This is a genomic window from Fundidesulfovibrio soli, from assembly GCF_022808695.1.
GTDB lineage: Bacteria > Desulfobacterota > Desulfovibrionia > Desulfovibrionales > Desulfovibrionaceae > Fundidesulfovibrio > Fundidesulfovibrio soli.
The window spans coordinates 212,531-235,330 of sequence record NZ_JAKZKW010000002.1 but is presented as its reverse complement, the minus strand read 5'-3'; the positions used below and the strand labels follow the sequence as shown (position 1 = coordinate 235,330).

Genomic DNA, 22,800 nt, shown 5'->3' with positions numbered 1-22,800 from the left:
CCCCCTGGCGGGTGCGGGGCGGAGCTCTGCCCAGGGCCTGGGGGCAGCGCCACCGTCCGCTAACTGTCCTTGGCGCGCTTATCCACCACGCGCACGGCCTTGCCCTCGCTCTTGGGCAGGCTGTTGTGCTCCACAAGGTCCACCTTGGGGGTCACTTGCAGCTCGTCGCGCATCATGTGGGCGATCCTGGTGCGCAGCGCGCCCAGCACGCGCATGTCCTCCACGAAGACGTCCTCGCGGACCTCCACCTTGATGCGGATCTGGTCGATGGGGCCTTCGCTCTCCAACTCGATCAAGTAGTTCTGGCCCACCTCGGGCAGGCGCATGAGCACCTGCTCGATCTGCATGGGGTAGATGTTCACGCCCTTGATGATGATCAGGTCGTCCGAGCGGCCGGTGATGCGGTCCAGCCGGGCGTGTTCGCGCCCGCAGGGGCAGCGCCCGGGCAGGAAGCGGGTCAGGTCCCGGGTGCGGTAGCGCAGGATGGGCATGCCCTCTCGGCAGAGCGTGGTGAGCACCAGTTCGCCCACCTCGCCCTCGGCCACGGGCTCGAGGGTCTCCGGGTCGATGACCTCGGCCAGGTAGGCGTCCTCCCAGAGGTGCATGCCGCTCTGCTCCCGGCACTCGAAGGCCACGCCGGGGCCGTTCATCTCCGAGAGGCCGTAGGAGTTGAAGGCCTTGAAGCCGAAGATGTCCTCCAGGCGGCGGCGTGTCTCCTCGGAGTGGGGCTCCGCGCCCACCAGGGCGATGCGCAGGCCCAGGCCCTTGGGGTCCACGCCGTGCTGCTCGCAGAAGTTGGCCAGGTAGAGCGCGTAGGAGGGGATGATGTGCAGGGCCGTGACCTTGAAGTCCTGGATGAGCTTCAGCTGGCGCTGGCTGTTGCCCGCGCCCATGGGGATGGCCAGGCAGCCCAGGCGCTCCGCCCCGTAGTGCATGCCCAGCCCGCCGGTGAACAGGCCGTAGCTGGTGGTGTTCTGGAACACGTCGCCGGGGCGCATTCCCACCATGTGCATGCAGCGCGCCACCAGGGAGCTCCACCAGCTGATGTCCGAGGCGGTGTGGTAGACCACGGTTGGTGTGCCCGTGGTGCCGGAGGAGACGTGCAGGCGCACCATCTGTTCCGTGGGCGCGGCGTTGAGGCCGTCGGGGTAGGACTCGCGCAGGTCCTGCTTGGCGGTGAAGGGGATGCGGCGCACGTCGTCCAGGGTCTTCACGTCCTCTGGGCGCAGGCCGGCCTCCTTGAGCTTGCGGGCGTAGAGGGGCGAGCGCGCGGCGCGCTCCACGGTGGTGCGCAGGCGGGAAAGCTGCAGGCGGGAGATGTCCTCGCGGGTGAGGGACTCGGCCGGATCGTAGTACATGCGCTCTGCTCCGTGGATGAGCCGCCCCGGCCACGTGCGCGAGCGCCTCTTGGCGGGCGGCGGGTGTTTGGGAGGCTCAGCCGCCGTATTCGGAGGGCGGCGGGATGTCCGTGGGGTTCTCGAAGGAGGTGGATTCCCGGAAGAAGCGCAGCTTGACCATGCCGGTGGGGCCGTTGCGCTGCTTGCCGATGATGATCTCGGCCACGTTGTCCTCGGGGGTCAGCTCGTCCTTCTTCTTGTAGGCGGCTTCGCGGTAGAGGAAGATGATCATGTCCGCATCCTGCTCGATGGCGCCTGATTCGCGCAGGTCGCTCATCATGGGGCGCTTGTCGCCGCGCTCCTCCACCTTGCGGTTGAGCTGGGAGAGCGCGATCACGGGGACGTGCATCTCCTTGGCGAGGGCCTTCAGGTTGCGGGAAATGTCTGATATCTCCTGCTCGCGCGAGTCAACGCGGCGCGCGGAGCGCATGAGCTGGAGGTAGTCCACAACCACCAGGCCCAGGCCGTGCTCGGCCTTGAGGCGGCGGCAGCGGGAGCGCACCTCCATGGTGGTCAGGGCCGCGGAGTCGTCGATGAACAGGGGCGCGGGGGAGATGGCGTTGGCCGCGTCGTAGAGCTTGGCCCAGTCGTTGTCGTCCAGCCTGCCCTTGCGCAGCTTGGAGAGGTCCACCTTGCCCCAGGAGCAGAGCGTGCGCATCATGATCTGCTCTTTGCTCATTTCCAGGGAGAAAATGGCCGTGGGCGTGTTGTACATGCAAGCCGCGCGCATGGCCAGGTTCATGGCGAAGGCCGTCTTGCCCATGGAGGGGCGGCCCGCCACGATGATCAGGTCAGAGGGCTGGAGCCCGGCGGTGTATTCGTCGAAGCTGTAGTAGCCCGTGGGCACGCCGGTGACCACCTCGTGGTTGGCCATGCGGGCGGTGAGCTGCTCGAACACCGAATCCACCAGCGTCTTGCTGGGGCTCATGACGCCGGTCTTCTTGGAGTCCGAGATGGCGAACACGGCCTGCTCGGAGGCGTCCAGCAGGGCCTCGGTCTCCTCAGCGCCCTCGAAGACCTTCTCGATGATGTCCGAGGCGGCGGAGATCAGGCGGCGCTTCACCGCCTTGTCCCGCACGATCTGGGCGTGATACTCGGCGTTGGCCGCGCTTACCGTGGCGCTGGCCAGCTCCGCCAGGTAGATGGGGCCGCCCACGTCGTCGAGCTTGCCCATGCGGGCCAGCTCGTCGGCCAGGGTCACCAGGTCAACGGCGACAGATTTTCGATTGAGTTCGAGGCAGGCCTGGTAGATGGCCCGGTGCACCGGGGAATAGAAGTCGTCTTCCCCGAGGATGTCGATGAGGGCGTGGAGGGTGGAATTCTTGATCAGAATCCCGCCCAGGACGGATTGCTCGGCTTCGGGAGAATGCGGGGGGACGCGGCGAAGGAGATCGCCGGAGACCCGCTCGAGAGTTTGCGGGGCGAGCTGGCCGTCGGCCTCGCCCGCCCCGCGACGGGTCTTACGCCTGGGCTTCGTCTGTGGGCTGTCCACTTTCCGCCGCTTCGGCTTCGGGGGTCAGGAGCTTCTCGCCCTGACGGCAGACGCGCACGCGCACGACGCCGCGCACGTCGGCGTGGAGCTTCACTTCCACTTCGTGCACGCCGAGGGTGCGGATGGCGTCCTCGAGCATGATCTTCTTGCGGTCGACGACGATGCCCTGGGCTTCCAGGTTGTCGGCGATCATGGCGGAGGTGACGGAGCCGTACAGCTTGTCGCCGTCGCCGGTGCGCACCTCGATGGCCACGTCGGCGGCGGCCAGCTTCTCAGCCAGGTCGGTGGCGCCTGCGCGCAGGGAGTCCATCTTGGCCTGGAGCTTCTTGCGCTCCAGTTCGAAGACCTTCAGGTTGGAGTTGGTGGCCAGCATGGCCAGGCCCTGGGGAATGAGGAAGTTGCGGCCGTAACCGGGCTTGACGGTGACGACATCGCCCAGTTTGCCCAGGTTTTCCATATCGGCGCGCAGGATGAGTTTCATGGCAGACATGTGATATCTCCTACGGCATCTTCTTCAGAAGTTCGGCGCTGTGCGTGGCGGTGTAGTAGATGAGGGCCATCTGGCGCGCACGCTTGATCTGGGTGGTCAGCCGGCGCTGGCACTTGGCGCAGGTGCCGGTGATGCGGCGGGCGATGATCTTGCCGCGCTCGGTGATGAAGTCGCGCAGGATGTCGGGGCGCTTGTAGTCCATGGGCAGGTTCTTGTTGGCGCAGAACCGGCAGAACTTCTTCTTGGGGGTGAATTTCTTCTTGAAGGACATGGGTTAGGCCTCCACGGGGGCGGCGGGCTCGAACTTGTCGGCCAGCTTGACGGTGACGAACTTGTAGATGCCGTCCGTGATGCGCACGATGCGCTCCAGTTCGGCAACGGCCGTGCCGGGAGCGGCGAACTCCATGCGGACGTACTGGCCGCGCACCTGCTTGCGCACGGGGTAGGCCAGTTCCTTGGTTCCCCAGTCGTCAACGGTCAGCATCGTGCCTTCCTGGCGGACGATGAGGCCGCTGAGGCTTTCGATGAGCTCTTTCTTGCTTTCCGCGTTGAGCTCGGGGCTCAACAGCAGAAGCGTCTCGTACTTACGCATGCGATCCTCCTTTTGGTCTGTGGCCCTCCCCCTTCGGGGAAGAGCAAGGCGAGGGGTTGTCGTTAGGCGGTTTGCCCCGGTGTGTCAAGGGCTTTGGCGAATCCTTCCCGAAGCGAGGCGGCTTGGGCCTCCTGCTCCGCAAGGGCCTGTCCGCGCCGGTCCAGCTCGGACCTGAGGGGCTCAAGCAGGGCGACGATATCCGAGAATATCCGTTCCACGCGGGTTCGCAGCAGGGCGTCCAGCTCCTCCTCCAGGCGGCGTCCGCCCTGGCTCAGCTCCTCGCGCACCCGCCGGATGAGCCTGGGCCTGCTCACGGCGAGCACCCCGCCCGCCAGGAGCACGCCCGCCCCGGCCAGCACTCCGCCCGTGACGTCCACCACGACGCCCTTCACGGAGAGCACGAAGAGCCCCCCCGCCAGCACCATGAGCCCGCCCATGGCCGCCTTGGGGTCCATGCGGGCCACGCTCAGGGGGTCCACCCGCCCGGGCTGCCCCCCGGAGGCGAGGAAGCTGTCCAGCCCGGCGGCCACGTCGCGCAGCACGGCCTCGCGCTGGAGGTCAAGCCGGGCGGCGTCCGGGGCGGCGCCAGGCCCGGCCAGCTCGCGCAGGTCGCGGGCCATCTGCGAAAGTTCGAGCCCCAGGTTGCGCGTCAGGTTGGATGCCCCCTCTCGGGCCAGGGCGTCCACCTTGCCCTCCAGCGAATCCCTGAAGGCGCGGGCCAGCTCATCGAGCAGGGCGGGCACGCCTGAGCGCCTGCGGAAGAAGCTCCCCAGGCTGCGGCGCACCATGCTGGGGAAGGAGAGCTCCAGCTCCACGGCGGCCAGGTAGTCGGCGCAGGCCTGGTCGTAGCTGCGCATCACCTGCGAGGCCAGCAGCCCGGCCTCGCGCGCGGCGGCGTCGCGGGCCATGTCCAGGCGCTCCAGCAGGTTAGAAAGGCGGGCCTGATCCTTGGCGAGGGCCGCGCGCTGCTCAAGGCCCTGGGCGTCCAGGCCGTCCAGCAGGCCCAGCGCCCCCCTGGCCAATGATTCCAGCTTGGCCGACCCGTGCGCCCCGCCCGTGACCATCTCCCGAATGTGGCGGCGCACCGCCTCGATGCCGGAAAGCTCCGGCTGCACGGCCTCCAGCACGGAGGAAACCACGAACACCGGCGGCTCGCCCAGCCCCTTCTCGCGGGCCAGCTCCGCCACCTTGCGCCGGTTGACGGAGAGCTGCTCCACGCTGGCCAGGTCAGCCTGGGTGAGCACCAGCACCACCTTGCGCCGCCAGCGCCCGGCCACCTGCTCCAGGAAATCCCAGGCGGAGCGCGTATAGGGGTTCAGGGCCGAGAAGGTGAACAGCACGAGGTCGCTGCGGGGGATGAAGCGCTCGGTCACCTCCTGGTGCCTGTCCACCACGGAGTCCACGCCCGGGGTGTCCACCACGGCCACTTCGCGCAGGATGGGATGGGGCAGCAGCAGCCGGGTGAGCAGCGGGCCTTCCTCCAGGGATGCCCGCTCCGGGCCGTAGCTGATGATCTGGATGCGGTCCGTGCAGGGGTCGGGGGCCACCTGGGCAGCCTGTTCCCCCAGCAGGGCGTTGATGAAGCTGGACTTGCCCGTCTTCACCTCGCCCACGGCCACGAACAGGAAGGGCTCGCCCGCCGCCGTGAGCAGGGAGCGCGCATCCTGCGCCACGTCGGCCCGCCCGGCGCGCTCCGCCAGGGAGCACAGCCCGCCAAGCAGTGCGGACAGGGCGGCCCTGCGTTCGGCCAGGGCGTGGTCCACCAGGGTGGGCGCGGCGCTCAATGCGGCATTCCCGCTTCCATGTCCTTCAAATGCCCGCCGCGATGCTGGCGGCCCTTGACGCCGGGGTTGGCGGCGGACCAGCAGTCGCGGTTCTGCGAGATGAGCCCGGGGGCCGAGAGGCGGATGGAGTTGCCCTTGGTGAAGGTGTCGTCATCCCCGGAATAGTATTGAAGGATCAGGGAGACTTCGCCCAGTTCGGGATCTGTGAAGCTCCACTTCCAGATGCGGAGGTTGCCGAAGGGGTTGCCCCGCCACTGGGCGGGCTCCCCGTAGCGCTGCTTGAGCAGGGAGAGGAGCCTTTCGTAAAAGGCCCTGGAGTCGTCGGCGTAGTTCATCTTGACGCGCACGATGCGCCCCGGCTGCTCGCAGTTGCCGTAGGTGACGTAGCCGGAGCGGAAGCCCTCGGGCACCTCCACGGCCACGGTGGAGAGGTAGCGCATGGCGATGTCCACCTCGGGCGATCCCGGCGCCACCCTGGGGCCGTATTCCTTGATGTCCGCGCCGAGGCGCAGCCCCGCGATCTCCCGGGGGGCCTTGGCCTCGGTCCTGTCCGCGGTGTGGCCCGAAGCCTGGGCGCGGGCCGGAAGCGCGGGCTGGAGGCCCGCCAGGATCACCAGCAGGGCGGCCAGGGCCAGCAGCCTGGAGGCCGGAACGGGGGCGCGCACGGTCAGCCCTGGAAGGCGGCCAGGGCCTCGGCCTGGCCGGAGAAGATGGGGAATATCTCGTTGTAGCCCGAGATCTCGAACACCTCGCGCATGTAGTCCTTGATGTCGCAGAGGTGCAGCAGGCCCCCGGTCTTCTTGAGGTGCTGGAAGGCCATGAGCAGCACGCGCAGGCCGCTGGAGTTGATGTAATCCACTCCGCCGAAGTCCATCAGCAGGAGCTGTGAGCCGCCGGTGATGAGGCCCATCACCTTGTCCTCAAGCTCCTTGGAGGTGTTCGAGTCCAGCCGCCCGGCAATGGCGAGGACGGTCACGGGTCCGGCGTTGGTCACGGCGAATTCCATCGGCTAGCTCCTCAGGTGATGTTCTTGTGGATGCGCAGGATATTCCTGCCGTCCTCGCGCTGGTAGGACAGGTGATCCATGGTCTTGCGCACGAAATGGATGCCCAGCCCGCCGATGGGGCGGGTTTCGGGCGGCGCGTCGAGGTCCGGCTCGGGGGCTTCCAGCGGATTGAAGGGCCTCCCCCCGTCCTCCAACACGATTTCGAGCCCCTCCGGGGTGCGGGCGAGCGAGACGTGTATGGGGTGCCCGCCTTGGCCCTCGTACGCGTAACAGATGATGTTGGTGACCAGCTCGTCCAGGGCCAGCTGGATGTGGTAGGCGTCCCGCCCGGTCACCGAGCAGGCGTTCAGGAAGCCCTCCAGAGTGGCGCTCAAGCGGGTGAGTTCCTGAAGGCGGTTGTCGATGTGCAGGGTCATCTGCTGGGGCATGGCTCAAGTGTTTTTCATGATAGGGGGCGGCTGTCAACGCGGCGGCCCTTTTCGGGTTTTCAAGCCCGGCCCGTGATGATAGACGGGGCGGGCCATGACCACAGACAACACCCCCCTGAGCGACCACGACGCCACCCAGGCCTTCTTGGAGAGCCTGCCGGAGCTTGCCCCCGGCCAGAGCTTCCGCTTCGCCTGCCATCCGCAGGTGCCCTGCTTCAACGCCTGCTGCTCCGACCTGACGCTGATGCTCACGCCCTACGACGTGCTGCGCCTGCGCACCCAGCTGGGCATGTCCAGCAAGGAGTTCATCGCCAAGCACGCCCTGGTGGCCCAGGCTCCGGACACGGGCTTCCCCATGATGCGCCTGCGCATGCTCGACGAGGTGCACGGCTCGCCCTGCCCCTTCGTGCGCCGCGAGGGCTGCTCGGTCTACCCGGGCCGCCCCGGGGCCTGCCGCACCTACCCCCTGGGCCGCGCAACAAAGACCGGCCCGCAGGGCGAGGTGCTGGAGCAGTTCTTCATCGTGCGCGAGCCCCACTGCCGGGGCTTCGAGCAGGAAAGCGGCTGGACTTCCGCCGAATGGCTCAAGGACCAGGACCTCCAGCGCTACAACGAGAGCAACGACCGCTACATGCTGCTCATGGCCCAGGCCAGGGACAAGGGCGCGCCGCTTGACCAGCGCCAGGCCAACCTGGTCTTCCTGGCGGCCTACAACCTCGACGCCTTTGGCGACTTCCTCACGCGCATGGGCGTGCTTGAACGCCTGGAACTGGACGAGGAGCGCAAGGCCGGGATTCTCTCCGACGAGGGCAAGCGCCTGGAGTTCGGGCTGGACTGGCTGGAATTGATGCTGTTCGGCTCCGAGCGCACGCTCAGCAAGAAGAAAGACTGAGCCATGTTCCCCCCCACCCGGCACAAGGCCCTCCCCCTGGAGGAACTGCTCGCCCGGCTGGAGCCGCTGCGCGCCGCCGGGGGCATCGTGTTCACCAACGGCTGCTTCGACCTGCTGCACGCCGGGCACGTGGACCTGCTGGAGCGGGCCAGGGCCCTGGGCCGGGTGCTCGTTGTTGGCCTCAATTCCGACGCCTCGGTGAGCGGGCTCAAGGGCTCCTCCCGCCCCGTGACCCCCTTCGCGGACAGGGCCCGGGTGTTGGCCGGCCTCGCCTGCGTCGATTTCGTCACCGGCTTCGACCGCCCCACCCCGCTGGAGCTCATCGAGGCCGTGCGCCCAGACGTGCTGGTGAAGGGCGGCGACTGGCCCGTGGAGTCCATCGTGGGCAGGCAGTCCGTCCAGGCCCGCGGCGGCCTGGTGCTGAGCCTGCCCCTTCTGCCCGGATACTCGACAACCTCACTGATCGAACGCATTCTTGCCCTTGCCGGACATGCGGGCCTTGACGCCTCTCCCTGCCGGGATTAAAATTTGTTCATCATTTACGGGAGAGATTTCATGGCTGCCTTCATTTCCCCTATTGTCAATCGCGCCCTGTGCGCCACGATTTTGGCGTTGCTGCTGTGCGGCGTCTGTTATGCGCAGGCCGAGCTGGAAATGCAGGTCGTGGCCAAGGAAGCAACGCTCGTCGCCGTTGTCGGCGAAGAGGATGGAGAAGGCCTCTGGGTTGTGACCAACGACGGCACCAGCTACTCCGTCTGGACGCCCGAAGACGTCAGCCTCGAAGCCGTTTCCGCCTTCCAGCAGAGCTACAAGAACAAGGAAGTCAGCCTCATCGGCGACATCTACAAGGACAAGTTCGGGAACCTCAATCTCTTCGTGAAGTCCCTGCCGAAGTGATCCCCGGACGGGCAGGAGATCGCCACGTCCCACAACTTTTCGCTCCAGCCCCCAAGCCGCCCGTCGGATGCATTCCCATGCGGCCGTCTCCTGCGGGGGCTCCTGCCTTTGGCCTGCTTCCTCGCCGTCTGCCTGAGCGCGCTGTGCGCGCCCCCGCGAGCGGCGGCCCAGCCCGTCACGGTGCTCACCTTCGAGCGCCCGCCCTACTACACGCTCGGCGTAAACGGCCATCCCCAGGGTTTCCTGCTCTCCCTGGCGGACCGCATCCTGCGTGAAGCCGGCCTGCTCCCCGAATATGTGGACATTCCCTCCGGGCGCATCCTCATGGAGCTGGCCGCGGCCAAGACACCCACCTGCGCCGTGGGCTGGTACATGACCCCGGAACGGACCCGCACCGCCGAGTACAGCTACCCCATCTACCAGGACGCGCCGCTGATGGCCCTCTTCCGCGACGACTTCCAGGGCCTGCCGGACGGCCCCGCCACCCTGCGCGGGCTGGCCGCCATGCCGGGCCTGGTGTTCGGGCTCAACGAGTCCTTCTCGTACGGACCGGAGGTGGACACGCTCATGGCCAACATGCCCCGGCCGCCCGTGCGGGTGAACGGCACGCAGCTGCAGCTGGTGCGGATGCTCCACGCCAGCCGCTTCGACGTCATGCTCGTCAACCCCGAGGAGATCGACGCCCTGGCTACCGAAACGGGCGTCGACCCGTTCTCGTTGCGCATCGTCCCCCTGGCCGACCTGCGCAAGGGCCGCCTGCGCTACCTGCTGTTCAACAAGTCCATCGACCCGGCCGTGCTCGGCAGGGTCAACAGGGCCATCGAGAAACTCGTCAAACTGGAATGATGCCGTGACGTTATCCGCCGAACTTCTTCCGGCTCTGGCGGCCGTCCTCACCCAACTGGAAAGCGGCCTGCCGCAGGACGAATCCGTGCTGCGCTATGCGGCCTCCACCCACGCCGACGCCAGCCCCGAGGCCCTGGCAGCCCTGTTCGCGCTCCGCGACGACCCCGAGTCGTCGTCCCTGGCGGAGCTGCTGCTCTTCCCTGGGGAGGAGGTGCAGCGCCGACTGGAGCCCGCACTGGAAGCCGCCCGGGCGACCCCGGAGCAGGCGCGGGAGCTGGAGCTGGCGCTGGAGGACGCCGTCACGCGCACCTGGGCTATCCTCCCCGGCGGGCAGCGCCTCGAACTGCCCCTGGAGGCAGGAGAGGCGGCGCAATTCGTGCGGCGGCTGCGCCCTGAGCACACAGCCCCGCCCGAGGCGCTGGCCGCGGTGGAGCGCCGCTTCCCGGGCGAGGCCGGCCTGGAGTTCAAAATCATGCTGCGGCACTGCCGCCTGGAATGGACGCCGCAGCGCCGGGCCTACGTCTGCGCCGTGCTGGGCGGGCTGGAGGTTTCCGCGCGCAACACCGCCGACGCCCTGGCCTGGACCCTGCGCCACCTAGCCGACGCGGACCCCCAGGGATCGTTCGTGGACGGCCTGGGCGCGGCCTACGCCGCCCTGGAGGTCAACCTCAAGCGCGCGAGGGATTTCGGGCGCATGCTGCGGACCTCCAGCTACGAGGTGATGTTGTCGCAGGGGGTGCGGGCCCCGCACCTGCACGAGGACGGCATCAGGCGGGAGATGGAGCTGGTGGACATGGTCTGCCAGGCCGTGGCCGGACGCCCGGCCTGGACCTTGGCGGGCCTGGGGCAGATGGACATGGGCGACATGGACGATCCCGAGGCGCTCATGGAGGCCTTCACGCGCCTGGGGGGTTAGGTTCCTGCGGGCAGAGCGGGCAGCGTGACCACGAAGACCGCCCCCGGGCCGTCGGTGCGCGTCAGCGCGACGCCCCCGCCCAGGGACTTCATGATCCCGTCGCAGATGGAGAGCCCCAGCCCCGAGCCCTTGCCCACCTCCTTGGTGGAGAAGAACGGCTCGAATATGCGCTGGGCGATGGCCTCGGGCACGCCGGGGCCGGTGTCTTCCAGCTCGATTTCCACGCTCCCGGGCGGGTGGTCGCGCACCTCCACCCGGAGCGTTCCGCCCCGGGGCATGGCGTCCAGGGCGTTCTCGGCCAGGCGGCGCACCACCTGCTCGATCTCGAAGCGCGGAAGGAAGACCCTGGCCACGGGTTTTCCCGCGCAGACGTCGAAGGCGACGCTCTGGTTCGCCGCGCGCTCGCGCACTAGCTCCAGCCCGGCGCGCACGGCCTCCACGGGGTCGAACTCGGAGGCGCGGGGGTCGATGCGCCCGCCCACCTTCATGAGCCGCCCCACCACGGTCTTGCAGCGCCGCCCCTGGTTGACGATGGCCTCCAGCTCCGAGCGCACCTCGTGCGAATCCGGGCAGGCGGAGAAGCCGGGCTCCTCCATGAGCTCAAGGGCCCAGCCGGCCTTCTGCATCATAATGTTCACGGGGTTGCTGATCTCGTGGGCGACCCCTTCGGCCAGCCGGCCAATGGCGGCGAGCTTGCCCGTCTCGATCATGCGCAGGTTCTCTTCCTGGTCCATGCGGCGCATCACGGCCCGCTCCAGGGCGGCCGTGAGGGCCTCGATGTCCACGGGCTTTGTCAGGTAGTCGGCCGCCCCGTACTTCATGCCCGCCACGGCCGTGGCCACGTCGGACTGGCCCGTGAGCATAACAACCTGGACCAGCGGCCAGCGCTCGCGCATTTCGCGCAGCACGTCCAGGCCGCTGCGGTCCGGCAGGTTGATGTCCAGCACCACCACCGAGGGGGCCTGGCTCTCCACGAGCGCGAGCCCCCCGGCCGCGTCGAACGCGGCCGTCACGGGGAAGTCCCTTGCCTCCAGGCGCACGGCCAGGAGCTGGACGAAGTCGCGCTCATCGTCGATGAGCAGGGTCTTGGGGCGCATGGCCCCCTCCGGGGTTATTTGTCCTCGTCGAGCACCTGGCGGGCGCTGTCGAAGTCGCCTTCCTCGGCCAGGGCCGCCACGACCATGGCGTCTTCCATGCGGTCGCGGTAGGCCTTCTTCACGGTGCCAAGCAGCTCGTCGATGTCGATGGGCTTCTTGTGGTAGTGGAAGGCGCCCAGCTTGCGGGCCTCTTCCTCGTCCAGGTCCGTGCCGTGGCCGGTGAGGATGATGATGCGCACGGTGGGGTTGGTCTGGCGCACCTTGCGCAGCACTTCCATGCCGTCGATGCCGGGCATGCGCAGGTCGAGGATCATCACGTCGGGTTCGCCGGTCCTGAGCGCGTCCAGCGCGGCCTCGCCCGAATAGACCACCTTGGAGGGCACGTCGCGCATCTTCATGCGTTCGGCCAGGGTGTTGACGAAGTTTTCCTCATCATCCACGAGAAGCAGCTTGATCTTGTTCATTTCCATCTCCTTCCATCATTGGGCGCACTCGCCCGCCTCGGTAAAACGCCTATCGCCCGGCCTCCGCGAAGGCCAAGCGCACCCCGCCTTGAACAATGCCAACCGTGAAAATCCCGGGCCTGCCAGGCGGCAGAGCCCCGGCCAGGGCTTGCGAACGCTCGGCGTCCAGCCCCTGGCAAACGATGTCGATGTACACCTCGCCTTCGCCGCGCCCGGGGACCAGCCGCACCACGCGCTGCTCCCCGCCGCAGTGCGGCAGCACAGCCAGGATCGCGGCGTCCAGGGCCGAGAGCACGTCGATGAGCCGCGCGGCCGCCTTCAACCGCTCGGGCGCGCAGGAGACCTCCAGGCTGGCCTTGTGCTTCCTGGCAGCGCGGCCGCACAACGAGCCGACCAGCGCGGCCGCCACGCCCACGTCGGCGGTTTCCGGGCCGTCGTCGGTGGAATGGCCGAGGACGGAGAGCTTCTCGCAGATGCCCTGCCCCCGATCCACCTGGGCCTGAACCTGGGCGATTATCTCCTCAAACTTGTCGTGATACTTGAACTTCGGCCTCAGCCCCATGGACTTGAGCGACTCCTTCCGGGCCAGGGCGAGGAAATCCCCCATGAGGCCGGAAGCCTGCTGGACGGTGGCCAGCACGTTGCAGAGGTCGTGGCTGACCGTGGCTGCCATGCGGCCGAGATATTTTTCGTTGTCCATGCCCGGGCCCTAGCTCCTGGCCAGCTTCACGGCCTCGCCGATCTTGGCCGTCAGGTCGTCTATGGAGAGCGGCTTGATCATGTAGTCGAACGCCCCGAGTTTCATGCCGTCCATGCCGTCCTTGGTGGCCCCCTGCCCCGTGAGCAGAATCACCTGCACCTTTGGGTAGCGCTCGCGGATCAGCCGCAGGACCTCAAGGCCCTTGATGCCCGGCATGAACATGTCCAGCACGACGACATCGGGCGTGCTCTCGGCCATGGCCGCAAGCCCGGCTTCGCCGTCCAGCGCCACCCGGCAGTCGATGCCGCGCAGTTCGAGGCGTTCCGCCAGGGTCTGGACGAAGTCTTCCTCGTCGTCCACCAGCAGGATGTTCCAATCCTTCATGGTCACGCAGCCTCCACGGCAGCGGTGGGGGGGGCCATCACCGGCAGCAGCACGGTGAAGGTGGAGCCCACCTGTTCCTGGCTCTGCACGGAGACCTCGCCGCCGAGCCTTTTGATGATTCCGTAGGTGATGGAAAGCCCCAACCCGGTGCCCTTGCCGCGCTTGGTGGTGAAGAAGGGCTCGAAGATGCACTTGAGCGTATCGTCGGACATGCCGCACCCGTTGTCCTGGATGGAGAAGCCCACATGCTCGGACCCCTGGTTCCAGGTGCGCACGGCGATGGTCCCCCTGTCGGGGATGGCGGCCAGCGCGTTGTTGAGGATGTTCAGGATCACCTGCTGCAGCTGGCCCCGGTCGGACTCGATGCGCGAGAGCTCGGGGTCGAGCTCCAGGCTCAGGGTCACGTTGCGGCTTTCGGCCTCGCGCTGCAGGAAGCTGGAGGTCTCGGAGATGACCTCGTTCAGGCTCAGGGCCTCGATCTTCACGTCCATGCGGCGGGCGAAGCCGAGCATGCGATGGGTGATGCCCCGGCAGCGCTCCACGGCGCTGATGATGGCCTCCACCTGGCGCAGGAACTTGGACTTGCCGGGGTAGTCCTCCTGGAGGGCCAGCAGGTCTTTCATGAGCCCGGCCTTCTCGTTGATGATGGCCAGGGGGTTGTTGATCTCGTGGGCCACGCCCGCGGCCAGGCGCCCGATGGAGGAAAGCTTCTGGGCGTGCTCCACCTGGCGGAAGGCCAGGGCCCTGCGCTCCTCGGACTCGCGCATGCGCACCAGCAGCAGGCCCGTGAAGCGGGAGACCACGAAGAAGGTGGCCACCACGCCCGCCAGGAAGATTATCAGCAGGTCCCCGCGCAGGTTGTACCAGGCCGTGAGCACGCCCAGCCGGGGCTTGGCGGCCATGAGCACGAAGTCCGTGTTGGGGAAGTAGGCGTAGGAAAGATAGATGTCGCGCCCGGAGGGGTCCGTGGTGGAGATGACCGATGCCTCGTAGCTCACCGGCGGCAACGGCAGCGGGCAGGGCTGGAGCACGTTGCCGTACAGGTAGGAGCTGGTCTGCAGGATGCCCTTGCGGTTCACCAGGAAGGCGTCCGACCCGGGCTCCAGGCCCATGGCGGAGATGATCTTTTCGAACTGCCGGGTGTCCAGGGTGGCCCTGAGAATCCAGGACTCGCCGGATTCGGCCACGTGCTGCACGCAGATGACCACGTGGGGCAGGTTGCGGTAGCCCAGGAACACGTCGGAGACGTACTTGCCGTTGGCCTGCACCTGGGCGAACCACTCCTGCCCGGAGTAGTCGCGGCCCTTGAGGTCGTAGGGGCCCACGTAGCTCACCTGGTGGCCCTTGGAGTCGATGAGCCCAAGGTCCATGAACCCTTCGAACTCCTTGCGCATCACCCGGAAGATGCGGGCCAGGTCGCGCTCGCTGGAGAGGTCCTGAAAGCTGTAGGCCTGGGCGATGAAGGCCACGGTGGAGACGCGCTCCGCCAGGAACAGGTCGATGGAGTTGCGCGTTTTGCCCAGGATGACGCGCAGCGGGTTCTGCACCTCGCGCGACATGGTGGCCTGGAACTCCGTGAAGTTGATCAAGGCCATCAGCAAGAGCGGCACCAGGGTGACCACGGCCATGAGGCCGACGATCTTGCGTTTGAGCGTCTCGTAGCGCTCGGGCGAGATCGAGTCCTCGCTGGTGTGAAGATCCTTGAAGTGGCGGGTGAAGATATCACCGAGCATCGGTGCCTCCCTTGGCAAAGAGGATGTCCCCGGCCCGAAGCGCCCCTTTGGCGAATCGCTCGAGAGCGACCCTGGCCGGCGCCGCCACATTATCAAGTACTTCCACTCTCTTCCAGCGAAGATAGTGGTAATATTCCTCCTCGATGGCCCCGCAGATCACCACATCCACGTCTTTTTGCAGCACCAGGTCGCACACGCCCTCGGCCGAGGGCTGCGGCAGCAGGAAGTCCGTGGTGGGGATGTTCTCCTCGCCCGGAGTGACCATGGCGATGAGCGCGGCCGAAGCCAGGTCGAACCTGGGGGCCACCTCGTCGCGGAAGAGCGGGATGAGCACTCGTTTGCTGCGCATGCTACTCGCCTCCCGCCCCGGAGAGGTCCAGGTGCCCGAGCAGGTGAACCGGCAGGCAAGCGGGCGGGATGGCCGGCTTGGTGCAGACCATCACCGCGAATTCCACCACGTTGCGCAACTCGCGCACGTTGCCCGGGTAGTCGTGCGCCAGGAGCAGCCTGCGGGCCTTGGGCGTGAACCCGTCCACCTTCTTGCGGAACTTGGCCGCATACAGCTCCAGGAAGTGCGCCAGCAGAAATTCGATATCCTCCCGGCGTTCGCGCAGCGGCGGCAGGTCCAGGCGCAGGGCGCCCAGGCGGTAGGCGATGTCCCTGCGGAGCTTGCCCGCGCGAACCAGATCCTCCGGGGCCAGCGGCGATGAGGCGATGAGCCGCGCCTGTGAGCGCACGTCCATGGCCGCGCCCACGGGGCGGATCAGCCCTTCGTCCGTGAACTGCACCAGGCGGATCTGCAGGGCCTCGGGCAGCTCGCCGATGTCGGAGAGATGCACCGTGCCGGCCCCGGCCCGCTGGAAGGCCCCCGGGGTGATCTCGCCGGTGGGCTGGCGCCGGCCGAATATCTCGGCCTCGAGAAGCTCCGGCGACATGGGCCCGCAGTTGACCCGCACGAACGGCTCCCGCGAGCGGGGCGAGAGCTTGTGGATGGTCTCGGCCACGGCGTCCTTGCCTGTGCCGGTCTCCCCGATGACGATCACCGGGGCGTCGGCCTGGGCCATGGCCGGCAGCAGGCGCATCAGGCGCTCCATCTGGGGGCTCTTGCCCACCAGGCCTCCCACGCCGCCCGGCTCTTCCAGGCGGCGCTCAAGGTCCTTGAGGGCGCTCAAGTCCTCCACGAGGTCGAGCCGGTAGCGCATTTCTCCGCTGGCGTCGTTGACGGGCAGGGAGTGCAGGCGCACCGGGATGCGACGGCGGTGGCGGTTGATGATGTCCGTATCCGCCGGGCCCTCCTGGGCCGTGCGCTTGTGGCACAGCCCCGAGCGCAGCACGTGCCGCCCCGGCACCCCGGCCATCTCGCTCCTGCTGAACCCCGTGAGCCGCTCCAGGGCGGCGTTCATGGTCACCAGCAGTCCGTCCCTGTCCAGGACGGCCACCCCGAGGGGCAGGCCGTCCAGGACGGGGGCAAGGTCGAGCGAGACGAGTATTTCGGGGCTCAGGGGCTTCATCTGATGGGGGCTCCTAGTGTCCGCCGCTACCCACGAGGCCGGATGCGGCCACGGTGAGCACCACCACTTCGAGAAGAGCGATGATGGCGTAAGTCATGTCCTTCTTCTTCAAGAAGGCCGGGATGAGCGGGATGTAGGCCACGATGGTCAGGCCTGCAAGCAGCGCGATGCCCAGGAAGTTAAGGAAGTCACCCTTGGCCAGCAGCGTGGCCCAGCCCCAGCCCTGGGGGACGTTGCCCTGCTCCAGGTAGACCTTCACGGGCTGGCTCCAGAGCTGGACGATCTTGTCCATGGGCACGTGGGGAGCCATCAAGCCCGTGACGTACAGGATATAGGTCAGGGCCATCAGGGCCAGGCCGCCCCAGCAACCCCAGAACAGGAAATCGGCATACAGGGTCTGCTCGGGCGGGGTTTCCACGCTCACGCAGGCATTGGTATTATCAGCCATGATTCGACTCCTTAATCAGATTGGGCGGATTAGAGGCCCAGGCCCTTCATGAGCGCCTTGGCGCCGGAGAACAGCAGCACGCCGATGACCATGTAGCGGATGAACTTCGGCTTGGCCTTGGCCAGCAGCTTCACGCCGGCGAAGGAGCCGAACATCAGCCCGATGACCGAGGGGATGGCCATCAGGGGGATGACGCAGCCCTGGTTCAGGTAGATCCAGGCGGCCGAGGTGTCCGTGATGGACAGCAGGAACTTGGAGGTGCCCACGGAGATCTTCAAAGGCACGCCCATGACCAGGTTGAGCACCGGCACGTTGGCCCAGCCGGCGCCCAGGCCGAACATGCCCGCCATGACGCCGATGACGATGAACAGCAGCAGGCCGGGCAGGGTGCGGTGGGTCTTCCAGTCGATGGTTTCGCAGGTGCCGGGATCGTAGTAGGCGCCTTGCATGCCCAGGGCCATGCCGATGGCGTCCTGCTTTTCGACCACGGGGCGCACCGTGTTCTTGGAGAACAGCAGCAGGAAGGCGATGAACAGGATGGTGCCGCCCAGGGCCATCTGCACGATGTTGGTGGGCAGGGCCAGGCCGATCATGGCGCCGATGATGGCGCAGGTGCTCGCGATGAGCGCCACGGGCAGCGCCAGGCGAAGGCTCGCCATGTTGCGTTTGAGCAGACCGGGGCCCGCGGCCAGCGCGCCCGCGAGGGCCACCAGCAGGCCCGCGCCTCTCACGAAGTCCAGATGGAACGGGAAGAAGCCGCTCACCAGGGGGACGAACAGCACGCCGCCGCCCACGCCCGCCAGCACGGCGATGATGCCCAGCACGAAGCAGAACACCAGCAGAACGGCGGGCCACTGCCACCAAGGGGCGTCGGGCGTACCCGCCGCCTGGGAAACTTCGGCCAACGCCTTGCCGCCGTCGGCGCCCGCGGCCAGGGCGATGGCCACCCAGGCCAGGCACAGGGCCAACACCACCATTGAAAGTCGCATCCATCTCGATTTCATGTTTGCTCGCTCTCCCTTGCTTCCGAATTCATTCAGTACCGCCCGGTTGGGCAGGCGGCACGCCCCACGCTTGTTCCATCACGCACAATCAAGAAGCGTACCAGGAGACATACTCCATTAATTCAATGGATTGCGATTTTCAGCCCTCGGACAATCGGCAAGAATTTGCCGCTAGCGGCAACAGGTTGCCGATCAGGCTTTTCATTTCAAGCGGCAAGGGTTATAAAGCAGGCGTGAGCGGCATGAATTTGCCGCAACCAGGGAGGCAACCGCCATGAGAGCGATGAAGCCGCTATGACCAGCGGCAAAAATCTGCCGCTACGTCTGCATCTGGACGACCTGCCCGAGGAGGGCGGCGGCGTCACGGCCGTGCTCATCGGCTCGCGCTCCATGCGCGACGCCCACCAACTGGCCTCCAAGGTGGCGCCTTCGGACGCGCCCATCCTGCTGCAGGGGGAATCCGGCACCGGCAAGGAGCTTTTCGCCAGGCTCATCCACACCCTCTCCAACAGGAAGGAAAAGCCTTTCATTCCGGTGAACTGCGGCGTGCTCAAGGGCGAGCTCTTCGCGGACAAATTCTTCGGGCACGAGGCCGGGGCCTTCACCGGGGCCTCGCGACAGCAGAAAGGCAGCTTCGAACTGGCCGGGGACGGCACGCTCTTCCTGGACGAGGTGGGCGAGATACCGCCCAACAACCAGGCCGACTTTCTGCGCGTGCTGGAGCAACGCACCTTCCGCCGCCTTGGCGGAGAGCGCGACCTGCCGTTCGACGCCCGCATCGTGGCCGCCACCAACCGCAACCTGCTGGAGATGGTCCGCTCCGGGGACTTCCGGGCCGACCTCTACTACCGCCTCAACGTGGTGCCCGTCTCCCTGCCGCCCCTGCGCCAGCGGACCGACGACATCCCGCATCTTGCGGCCCACTTCCTTGAACACTACGCCCACCGCTACCACCGACCGGTGCCCAGCCTGGCGGAGGAATCGCTCGCGATCCTCGGCAAGTACGCCTGGCCAGGCAACGCGCGCGAGTTGCGCAACATGATCGAGCGGCTTGTGCTGGTGCACCCCGGCGGCGCCATAGAACCCGACGACCTGCCGCCCGAGGTGCTCAACAGTCCCCTGGCTCACAGCGCCGAGTCCCCCGCGCCGGAGAGCATGCTCCTGGAGGCGGCGGTGCGCGAGGCCGAGATCAAGGCCATCCTGCGCGCCTTCCGGCACGCCCAGGGCAGCAAAGCCAAGACGGCGGAAATCCTGGGAATATCCCCCAGGACGCTCCGCTACAAGCTCAGCGAATACGGTTTGGATCTGGACCGCACGGCCCGTTGACCCAAGCCCCCCACAGGGGCTGGGCTGCGATGGTTGAGTGTACGGTTGAGAAGCTCAGCGGGGGCGGCAATATTTTGCCGCATGCGTGGGGCTGCCCCGGCGGACGGCCTAGGCCGAGGCGGCCACCGGCATGGAGAGGCTCCCTCCGTTGCTGAAGCGCTCGACCATGCTCACCACGGAGCGTTCATCCAGGGGCTTGCGCATCACGGCGTCGGCCCCGAACTCCATGGCGTAGTCCAGGTAGTCGAAGTTGAAGGCCGCGCCCCCGTTGGACATGGCGATGACCGTGATCCCGGAGTTGTAGTCCTTCACGTCCAGCACGATCTGCAGACCGGAGCGGCGGCAGAGGAAGATGTCCGTTATGACCATGTCCACCCCGCCCTCCTGCTTGATGAGGTCGAGGCAATAGAGGTCGTCTGAGAGGATGACGTCGTGGCCGTTTTTGATGAGTATTTCCGCGATGTTGGTCGCGGACTCCATGTTGTCTTCGACGATCATTATGCGCACCGTTTTCTCCTTATGGTCGCCTCTCTCCCGGAGGTACAGCGCTACTGGGTGCACATATTTGGCTATCGGACGAATTTCGTCCAGTAGGGAAACCCTACTCTTGGGTGGGGAAAAAGGGGAGCCCGGAAGGTCCGCCCCGGGGCCGGAGTTTATATTGCCGCATCCGGCAACGCGGGGTACCGTGAACTATGAAACATTCCGAAATCGCCTTTCTTCCGGCTGGGTTTGCCGGCCCGGCCGGGCGCCCCGGGTGAGCGCCTGCGTCGGATGCGGCTGGTGCTGCCTGAACGACCAGTGCGTCGAATCGCGCATCCTCCACGGATACAAGCGGCGTTGCCCGGAGATATTCTGGGACGCCGGACAGAAGCTCTACCGCTGCGGGCTCTCCGGCTCGCAGCGCATGCGCCTGCTGCTGGCCATGGGCGAGGGCTGCTGCGCCCCGCTCAACTCCTGGCGCGAAGACGTGCGCGACCGCGACGCCCAATACCCCCCGGACGACGGCCCGTATTGAGCGGGTCGGCCTGCCCGGCCCGTCAATTTGCCGGACTGGACCAATCGGCGTGGAAAACACCCTCGCGGTCCGTGCGCTTGAAGGTGTGCGCCCCGAAGCAGTCCCGCTGGGCCTGGATCAGGTTGGCTGGCAGCCGGCCGCTGCGGTAGCCGTCGAAGTAGGAGAGGCTGGCTCCCAGCGCCGGGACCGGTATTCCCGCCGCGACGGCCAGGCCCACGATGCGCCGCAGCGCCGGGATGCGGCTTTCCACCTGCCCGGTGAACTCTCTGGCCAGCAGCAGGTTGTCGAGCCCCGGCTCGCGCCGGAAGCTGGCCGCGATGTCGTCCAGGAAGGCGGCGCGGATGATGCACCCTGCCCGCCAGACCTTCGCCGCCAGACCCAGCTCCAGCCCGAACTCCGATCGCCGGTCCGCCTCGGCCAGCAGGCTGAAGCCCTGGGCGTAGGAGCAGACCTTGGCCGCGTAGAGGGCCTGCTCCATGTCCGCGACCAGGGCGTCGACGTCCACCCCGCCCTGTGGCGCGGGCCCGGCCAGCAGGCGCGAAGCCCTGACCCTCTGCGTCTTCATGGCCGATATGTTGCGGGCCTCCACGGCCGCCGTGAGCGTCGGCACGGGCACGCCCAGTTCCAGGGCGCTCTCCGCGGTCCAGCGCCCGGTGCCTTTCTGCTCGGCCTCGTCAAGCACCATATCCACCAGGGGTTTGCCCGTGTCCTTGTCGGTGCGTGCCAGCACCTGGGAGGTGATGTCCACCAGGTAGGAGGCCAGCGGCCCCTCGTTCCAACGCGCGTACACCTCCGCCTGCCTCCCGGCTTCGAGCCCTCCGGCCCGGCCCAGGATGTCGTAGGCCTCCGCGATGAGCTGCATGTCGCCGTACTCGATGCCGTTGTGCACCATCTTGACGAAGTGTCCGGCCCCGCCCTTGCCCATCCAGCCCACGCAGGGCTCGCCGTCCGCCCTGGCGGCGATGGCCGTGAGGATCGGCTCCAGCAGGGCATAGGCGTCCCGGTCACCGCCGGGCATGATGCTCGGACCGCGCAGCGCGCCCTCCTCCCCGCCGGAGACGCCCACCCCCAGGTAATGCAGGCCCTTGGCGGCCAAGGTCTCGGCGCGCAGCTCCGTGTCGCGGTAGTGGGAGTTGCCCCCGTCCACGATGATGTCCCCCGGCTCCAGCAGGGGGGCCAGCTCGTCGATCACGTGGTCCACGGCGGACCCGGCCTTGACCATCAGGAAGACCTTGCGCGGCCGCGCCAGCGTGGCCACCATCCCGGCCAGGGTGTCCTCCGCGCGCAGCCCCGCGGCGGTCCCGGCGCGCTCCATGAATTCGTGCGTAACCGATGCCGTGCGGTTGTGGACTGTGACTGAGAATCCCTTGCCGGCCATGTTCAGGGCGAGGTTCTGGCCCATGACGGCCAGGCCGATCAGGGCGATGTCCCGGTTGCTCATCTGCGGTCTCCTGGGGCCGCCCGGCGGGCCGGGCGGCGGGATGCGGTCGACTGCATATATGATCGAGCCGGGCGGCTGGGTCAACAAAAGCCGAGAAATTCCGTTTGGGAGCTAGCCGGGCCTGCGGCGTTGGCAGAAGGCGCAATTATATGGAATTGCGAAGCCAAACCACAGCGCCGCCGGCTGAGCCGCTCATCCGGGGCTGCTTGGCTTTTTCCAGGCATGGCGTGTCATATTTGAAACTTGACCATCTTCTTCGGGATTCACTACATGGACTCAAGATCACAGATGAACCGCCTGCACCGGGAGGGTCCCATGCTCCGCACGACCACGATCTCCGCCTGCCTGCTGCTCCTTGTCCTGTTGTCCCCTGCGCACGCCGCCAGCGAAAAGGCCCAGGAGCTGCGCAAGGCCGACGGCCTGGTGGCCTTCACCCCGCCGGACGCCTTCCTCGCCGGGCTGTTCATCGCCGACGAGATGGAGCCGCAATTCCTCTTCGGCACCGTGAAGGACTTCCTGGCCTCCCGCAAATGCCCCACGACCTGGCTCATCGAGGAGGGCGAAAAGGCCCGCATCGACAAGCCAGCCGGTTCCGGCGGCCCCCTGGAGTACACCCTCTACCTCGAAGAGGATTGCCCCACCGGCGTGGTCCACTACGTCTTCGTGGATCAGAGCGCCATGACTCCCCAGCAGTGGATCGAGTGGCGCAAGCAGTTCCACAAGAACAAGGCCGAGGGTGAGTACGGGGCCACCAGGGAGCGCCTGGAAAAGGCCGTTGCCGGGGGCTCCAAGATGGGCGGCGAGTTGCGCTTCATCATGGTGAACGGGCAGCTGGGCCAGGGCAAGACGCCCGAGCAGGCCCTCTGCCAGGACATGAACTTCAAGCCCTGCTACGACCTCAAGCAGGGCGCCAAGCTCGGCCAGTAGGACTACC

General features: G+C 67.2%; 28 protein-coding genes. 8 read left to right on the top strand and 20 right to left on the bottom strand.

All coding sequences use genetic code 11. The annotated features are described in order from the left end of the window. Positions 1 to 59 precede the first annotated feature (59 nt). The 9 genes from MLE18_RS04915 to MLE18_RS04875 form a co-directional block, all read right to left on the bottom strand. Positions 60 to 1,358: a phenylacetate--CoA ligase family protein gene (locus MLE18_RS04915; RefSeq protein ID WP_243367857.1), complete on the bottom strand. Its 1,299-nt coding sequence runs from the start codon at positions 1,356 to 1,358 to the stop codon at positions 60 to 62. A gap of 76 nt (positions 1,359 to 1,434) precedes the next feature. Further along, positions 1,435 to 2,889, bottom strand: a complete 1,455-nt coding sequence (dnaB, locus tag MLE18_RS04910) for a replicative DNA helicase (protein ID WP_243367855.1) — start codon at positions 2,887 to 2,889, stop codon at positions 1,435 to 1,437. Further along, on the bottom strand, positions 2,858 to 3,370 hold the full coding sequence (gene rplI, locus MLE18_RS04905; RefSeq protein ID WP_243368013.1) for a 50S ribosomal protein L9: 513 nt from the start codon (positions 3,368 to 3,370) through the stop codon (positions 2,858 to 2,860). The genes dnaB and rplI overlap by 32 nt, the downstream gene beginning before the upstream one ends. Positions 3,371 to 3,389: 19 nt before the next feature. Beyond that, positions 3,390 to 3,650, bottom strand: coding sequence for a 30S ribosomal protein S18 (gene rpsR / locus MLE18_RS04900; protein WP_243313056.1), 261 nt, complete (start codon positions 3,648 to 3,650; stop codon positions 3,390 to 3,392). Between the two features lie 3 nt (positions 3,651 to 3,653). Next, positions 3,654 to 3,971 carry a 30S ribosomal protein S6 gene (gene rpsF, locus MLE18_RS04895; protein WP_243367852.1) on the bottom strand — a complete coding sequence of 106 codons (318 nt, stop codon included), beginning with the start codon at positions 3,969 to 3,971 and terminating at the stop codon, positions 3,654 to 3,656. 62 nt (positions 3,972 to 4,033) lie between these two features. Continuing rightward, positions 4,034 to 5,755: a dynamin family protein gene (locus MLE18_RS04890; protein WP_243367850.1), complete on the bottom strand. Its 1,722-nt coding sequence runs from the start codon at positions 5,753 to 5,755 to the stop codon at positions 4,034 to 4,036. After that, positions 5,752 to 6,420 carry a hypothetical protein gene (locus tag MLE18_RS04885; protein ID WP_243367848.1) on the bottom strand — a complete coding sequence of 223 codons (669 nt, stop codon included), beginning with the start codon at positions 6,418 to 6,420 and terminating at the stop codon, positions 5,752 to 5,754. Before MLE18_RS04885 ends, MLE18_RS04890 begins: the two co-directional genes overlap by 4 nt. A gap of 2 nt (positions 6,421 to 6,422) precedes the next feature. Then, positions 6,423 to 6,761 (bottom strand): STAS domain-containing protein, encoded by a 339-nt coding sequence (locus tag MLE18_RS04880; protein ID WP_243367846.1) that lies wholly within the window; start codon positions 6,759 to 6,761, stop codon positions 6,423 to 6,425. An 11-nt stretch (positions 6,762 to 6,772) separates the two neighbouring features. Continuing rightward, a complete protein-coding gene (locus MLE18_RS04875; protein WP_243367844.1) occupies positions 6,773 to 7,189 on the bottom strand; it encodes an ATP-binding protein in 417 nt (138 codons plus the stop codon). Positions 7,190 to 7,283: 94 nt separating this feature from the next. Between MLE18_RS04875 and MLE18_RS04870 the strand changes: the two genes are divergently transcribed. From MLE18_RS04870 to MLE18_RS04850, 5 genes are all read left to right on the top strand, one after another. Further along, entirely contained in the window at positions 7,284 to 8,081 is a 798-nt protein-coding gene (locus MLE18_RS04870; protein WP_243367843.1) for a YkgJ family cysteine cluster protein, read from the top strand. A gap of 3 nt (positions 8,082 to 8,084) precedes the next feature. Beyond that, on the top strand, positions 8,085 to 8,606 hold the full coding sequence (gene rfaE2, locus MLE18_RS04865) for a D-glycero-beta-D-manno-heptose 1-phosphate adenylyltransferase (protein ID WP_243367841.1): 522 nt from the start codon (positions 8,085 to 8,087) through the stop codon (positions 8,604 to 8,606). A 30-nt stretch (positions 8,607 to 8,636) separates the two neighbouring features. After that, positions 8,637 to 8,978 carry a hypothetical protein gene (locus MLE18_RS04860; protein ID WP_243367839.1) on the top strand — a complete coding sequence of 114 codons (342 nt, stop codon included), beginning with the start codon at positions 8,637 to 8,639 and terminating at the stop codon, positions 8,976 to 8,978. Positions 8,979 to 9,086: 108 nt separating this feature from the next. Further along, complete coding sequence (locus MLE18_RS04855) at positions 9,087 to 9,824, top strand: substrate-binding periplasmic protein (protein ID WP_243367837.1); 738 nt, start codon at positions 9,087 to 9,089, stop codon at positions 9,822 to 9,824. Between the two features lie 4 nt (positions 9,825 to 9,828). Continuing rightward, entirely contained in the window at positions 9,829 to 10,740 is a 912-nt protein-coding gene (locus MLE18_RS04850) for a hypothetical protein (RefSeq protein WP_243367835.1), read from the top strand. On the opposite strand, the gene MLE18_RS04845 is transcribed toward MLE18_RS04850, so the two are convergent. Genes MLE18_RS04845 through MLE18_RS04805 form a run of 9 tightly spaced genes read right to left on the bottom strand, consistent with a single transcriptional unit; the run spans position 10,737 to position 18,081 of the window. Next, positions 10,737 to 11,837 (bottom strand): sensor histidine kinase, encoded by a 1,101-nt coding sequence (locus MLE18_RS04845; RefSeq protein WP_243367833.1) that lies wholly within the window; start codon positions 11,835 to 11,837, stop codon positions 10,737 to 10,739. The genes MLE18_RS04850 and MLE18_RS04845 overlap by 4 nt on opposite strands. 14 nt (positions 11,838 to 11,851) lie before the next feature. After that, the gene (locus tag MLE18_RS04840; protein ID WP_243367831.1) at positions 11,852 to 12,301 is read right to left on the bottom strand and encodes a response regulator; all 450 of its coding nucleotides are present in this window, start codon (positions 12,299 to 12,301) and stop codon (positions 11,852 to 11,854) included. Between the two features lie 49 nt (positions 12,302 to 12,350). Then, a complete protein-coding gene (locus MLE18_RS04835; protein ID WP_243367830.1) occupies positions 12,351 to 13,001 on the bottom strand; it encodes a sensor histidine kinase in 651 nt (216 codons plus the stop codon). Positions 13,002 to 13,010: 9 nt separating this feature from the next. Then, positions 13,011 to 13,385 (bottom strand): response regulator, encoded by a 375-nt coding sequence (locus MLE18_RS04830; RefSeq protein ID WP_243368011.1) that lies wholly within the window; start codon positions 13,383 to 13,385, stop codon positions 13,011 to 13,013. A 2-nt stretch (positions 13,386 to 13,387) separates the two neighbouring features. Next, the gene (locus MLE18_RS04825) at positions 13,388 to 15,118 is read right to left on the bottom strand and encodes a sensor histidine kinase (RefSeq protein WP_243367829.1); all 1,731 of its coding nucleotides are present in this window, start codon (positions 15,116 to 15,118) and stop codon (positions 13,388 to 13,390) included. Beyond that, a complete protein-coding gene (locus MLE18_RS04820; protein WP_243367828.1) occupies positions 15,108 to 15,467 on the bottom strand; it encodes a NifB/NifX family molybdenum-iron cluster-binding protein in 360 nt (119 codons plus the stop codon). Before MLE18_RS04820 ends, MLE18_RS04825 begins: the two co-directional genes overlap by 11 nt. Position 15,468: 1 nt before the next feature. Further along, positions 15,469 to 16,629 carry a sigma 54-interacting transcriptional regulator gene (locus MLE18_RS04815; RefSeq protein WP_243367827.1) on the bottom strand — a complete coding sequence of 387 codons (1,161 nt, stop codon included), beginning with the start codon at positions 16,627 to 16,629 and terminating at the stop codon, positions 15,469 to 15,471. Between the two features lie 13 nt (positions 16,630 to 16,642). Beyond that, positions 16,643 to 17,077: a DUF1634 domain-containing protein gene (locus MLE18_RS04810; protein ID WP_243367826.1), complete on the bottom strand. Its 435-nt coding sequence runs from the start codon at positions 17,075 to 17,077 to the stop codon at positions 16,643 to 16,645. 29 nt (positions 17,078 to 17,106) lie between these two features. Next, the gene (locus tag MLE18_RS04805; RefSeq protein WP_243367824.1) at positions 17,107 to 18,081 is read right to left on the bottom strand and encodes a sulfite exporter TauE/SafE family protein; all 975 of its coding nucleotides are present in this window, start codon (positions 18,079 to 18,081) and stop codon (positions 17,107 to 17,109) included. Between the two features lie 294 nt (positions 18,082 to 18,375). Here MLE18_RS04805 and MLE18_RS04800 point away from each other — a divergent pair, with 294 nt between their 5' ends. Then, positions 18,376 to 19,407, top strand: a complete 1,032-nt coding sequence (locus MLE18_RS04800) for a sigma-54 interaction domain-containing protein (RefSeq protein ID WP_243367822.1) — start codon at positions 18,376 to 18,378, stop codon at positions 19,405 to 19,407. Positions 19,408 to 19,515: 108 nt separating this feature from the next. Here the strand turns inward: MLE18_RS04800 and MLE18_RS04795 are convergent, their stop codons facing one another. Beyond that, a complete protein-coding gene (locus MLE18_RS04795; protein WP_243367820.1) occupies positions 19,516 to 19,905 on the bottom strand; it encodes a response regulator in 390 nt (129 codons plus the stop codon). A 259-nt stretch (positions 19,906 to 20,164) separates the two neighbouring features. On the opposite strand from MLE18_RS04795, the gene MLE18_RS04790 reads away from it, so the two are divergent. Continuing rightward, positions 20,165 to 20,425 (top strand): hypothetical protein, encoded by a 261-nt coding sequence (locus MLE18_RS04790; RefSeq protein ID WP_243367818.1) that lies wholly within the window; start codon positions 20,165 to 20,167, stop codon positions 20,423 to 20,425. A 22-nt stretch (positions 20,426 to 20,447) separates the two neighbouring features. Here MLE18_RS04790 and gndA read toward each other — a convergent pair whose 3' ends face one another. After that, positions 20,448 to 21,866, bottom strand: a complete 1,419-nt coding sequence (gene gndA / locus MLE18_RS04785; RefSeq protein ID WP_243367816.1) for an NADP-dependent phosphogluconate dehydrogenase — start codon at positions 21,864 to 21,866, stop codon at positions 20,448 to 20,450. A gap of 315 nt (positions 21,867 to 22,181) precedes the next feature. Between gndA and MLE18_RS04780 the strand changes: the two genes are divergently transcribed. Further along, positions 22,182 to 22,793, top strand: a complete 612-nt coding sequence (locus MLE18_RS04780; protein ID WP_243367814.1) for a hypothetical protein — start codon at positions 22,182 to 22,184, stop codon at positions 22,791 to 22,793. Positions 22,794 to 22,800: the final 7 nt, after the last annotated feature.

Coding starts and splice junctions, on each gene's coding strand:
- MLE18_RS04805 (WP_243367824.1), bottom strand. CDS start 18,081: ATGAAATCGAGATGGATGCGACTTTCAATGGTGGTGTTGGCCCTGTGC.
- rplI (WP_243368013.1), bottom strand. CDS start 3,370: ATGAAACTCATCCTGCGCGCCGATATGGAAAACCTGGGCAAACTGGGC.
- MLE18_RS04810 (WP_243367826.1), bottom strand. CDS start 17,077: ATGGCTGATAATACCAATGCCTGCGTGAGCGTGGAAACCCCGCCCGAG.
- MLE18_RS04825 (WP_243367829.1), bottom strand. CDS start 15,118: ATGCTCGGTGATATCTTCACCCGCCACTTCAAGGATCTTCACACCAGC.
- MLE18_RS04860 (WP_243367839.1), top strand. CDS start 8,637: ATGGCTGCCTTCATTTCCCCTATTGTCAATCGCGCCCTGTGCGCCACG.
- rfaE2 (WP_243367841.1), top strand. CDS start 8,085: ATGTTCCCCCCCACCCGGCACAAGGCCCTCCCCCTGGAGGAACTGCTC.
- gndA (WP_243367816.1), bottom strand. CDS start 21,866: ATGAGCAACCGGGACATCGCCCTGATCGGCCTGGCCGTCATGGGCCAG.
- MLE18_RS04815 (WP_243367827.1), bottom strand. CDS start 16,629: ATGAAGCCCCTGAGCCCCGAAATACTCGTCTCGCTCGACCTTGCCCCC.
- MLE18_RS04840 (WP_243367831.1), bottom strand. CDS start 12,301: ATGAACAAGATCAAGCTGCTTCTCGTGGATGATGAGGAAAACTTCGTC.
- MLE18_RS04820 (WP_243367828.1), bottom strand. CDS start 15,467: ATGCGCAGCAAACGAGTGCTCATCCCGCTCTTCCGCGACGAGGTGGCC.
- rpsF (WP_243367852.1), bottom strand. CDS start 3,971: ATGCGTAAGTACGAGACGCTTCTGCTGTTGAGCCCCGAGCTCAACGCG.
- MLE18_RS04800 (WP_243367822.1), top strand. CDS start 18,376: ATGACCAGCGGCAAAAATCTGCCGCTACGTCTGCATCTGGACGACCTG.
- MLE18_RS04915 (WP_243367857.1), bottom strand. CDS start 1,358: ATGTACTACGATCCGGCCGAGTCCCTCACCCGCGAGGACATCTCCCGC.
- MLE18_RS04845 (WP_243367833.1), bottom strand. CDS start 11,837: ATGCGCCCCAAGACCCTGCTCATCGACGATGAGCGCGACTTCGTCCAG.
- rpsR (WP_243313056.1), bottom strand. CDS start 3,650: ATGTCCTTCAAGAAGAAATTCACCCCCAAGAAGAAGTTCTGCCGGTTC.
- MLE18_RS04830 (WP_243368011.1), bottom strand. CDS start 13,385: ATGAAGGATTGGAACATCCTGCTGGTGGACGACGAGGAAGACTTCGTC.
- MLE18_RS04835 (WP_243367830.1), bottom strand. CDS start 13,001: ATGGACAACGAAAAATATCTCGGCCGCATGGCAGCCACGGTCAGCCAC.
- MLE18_RS04880 (WP_243367846.1), bottom strand. CDS start 6,761: ATGGAATTCGCCGTGACCAACGCCGGACCCGTGACCGTCCTCGCCATT.
- MLE18_RS04875 (WP_243367844.1), bottom strand. CDS start 7,189: ATGCCCCAGCAGATGACCCTGCACATCGACAACCGCCTTCAGGAACTC.
- MLE18_RS04780 (WP_243367814.1), top strand. CDS start 22,182: ATGCTCCGCACGACCACGATCTCCGCCTGCCTGCTGCTCCTTGTCCTG.
- MLE18_RS04795 (WP_243367820.1), bottom strand. CDS start 19,905: ATGATCGTCGAAGACAACATGGAGTCCGCGACCAACATCGCGGAAATA.
- MLE18_RS04870 (WP_243367843.1), top strand. CDS start 7,284: ATGACCACAGACAACACCCCCCTGAGCGACCACGACGCCACCCAGGCC.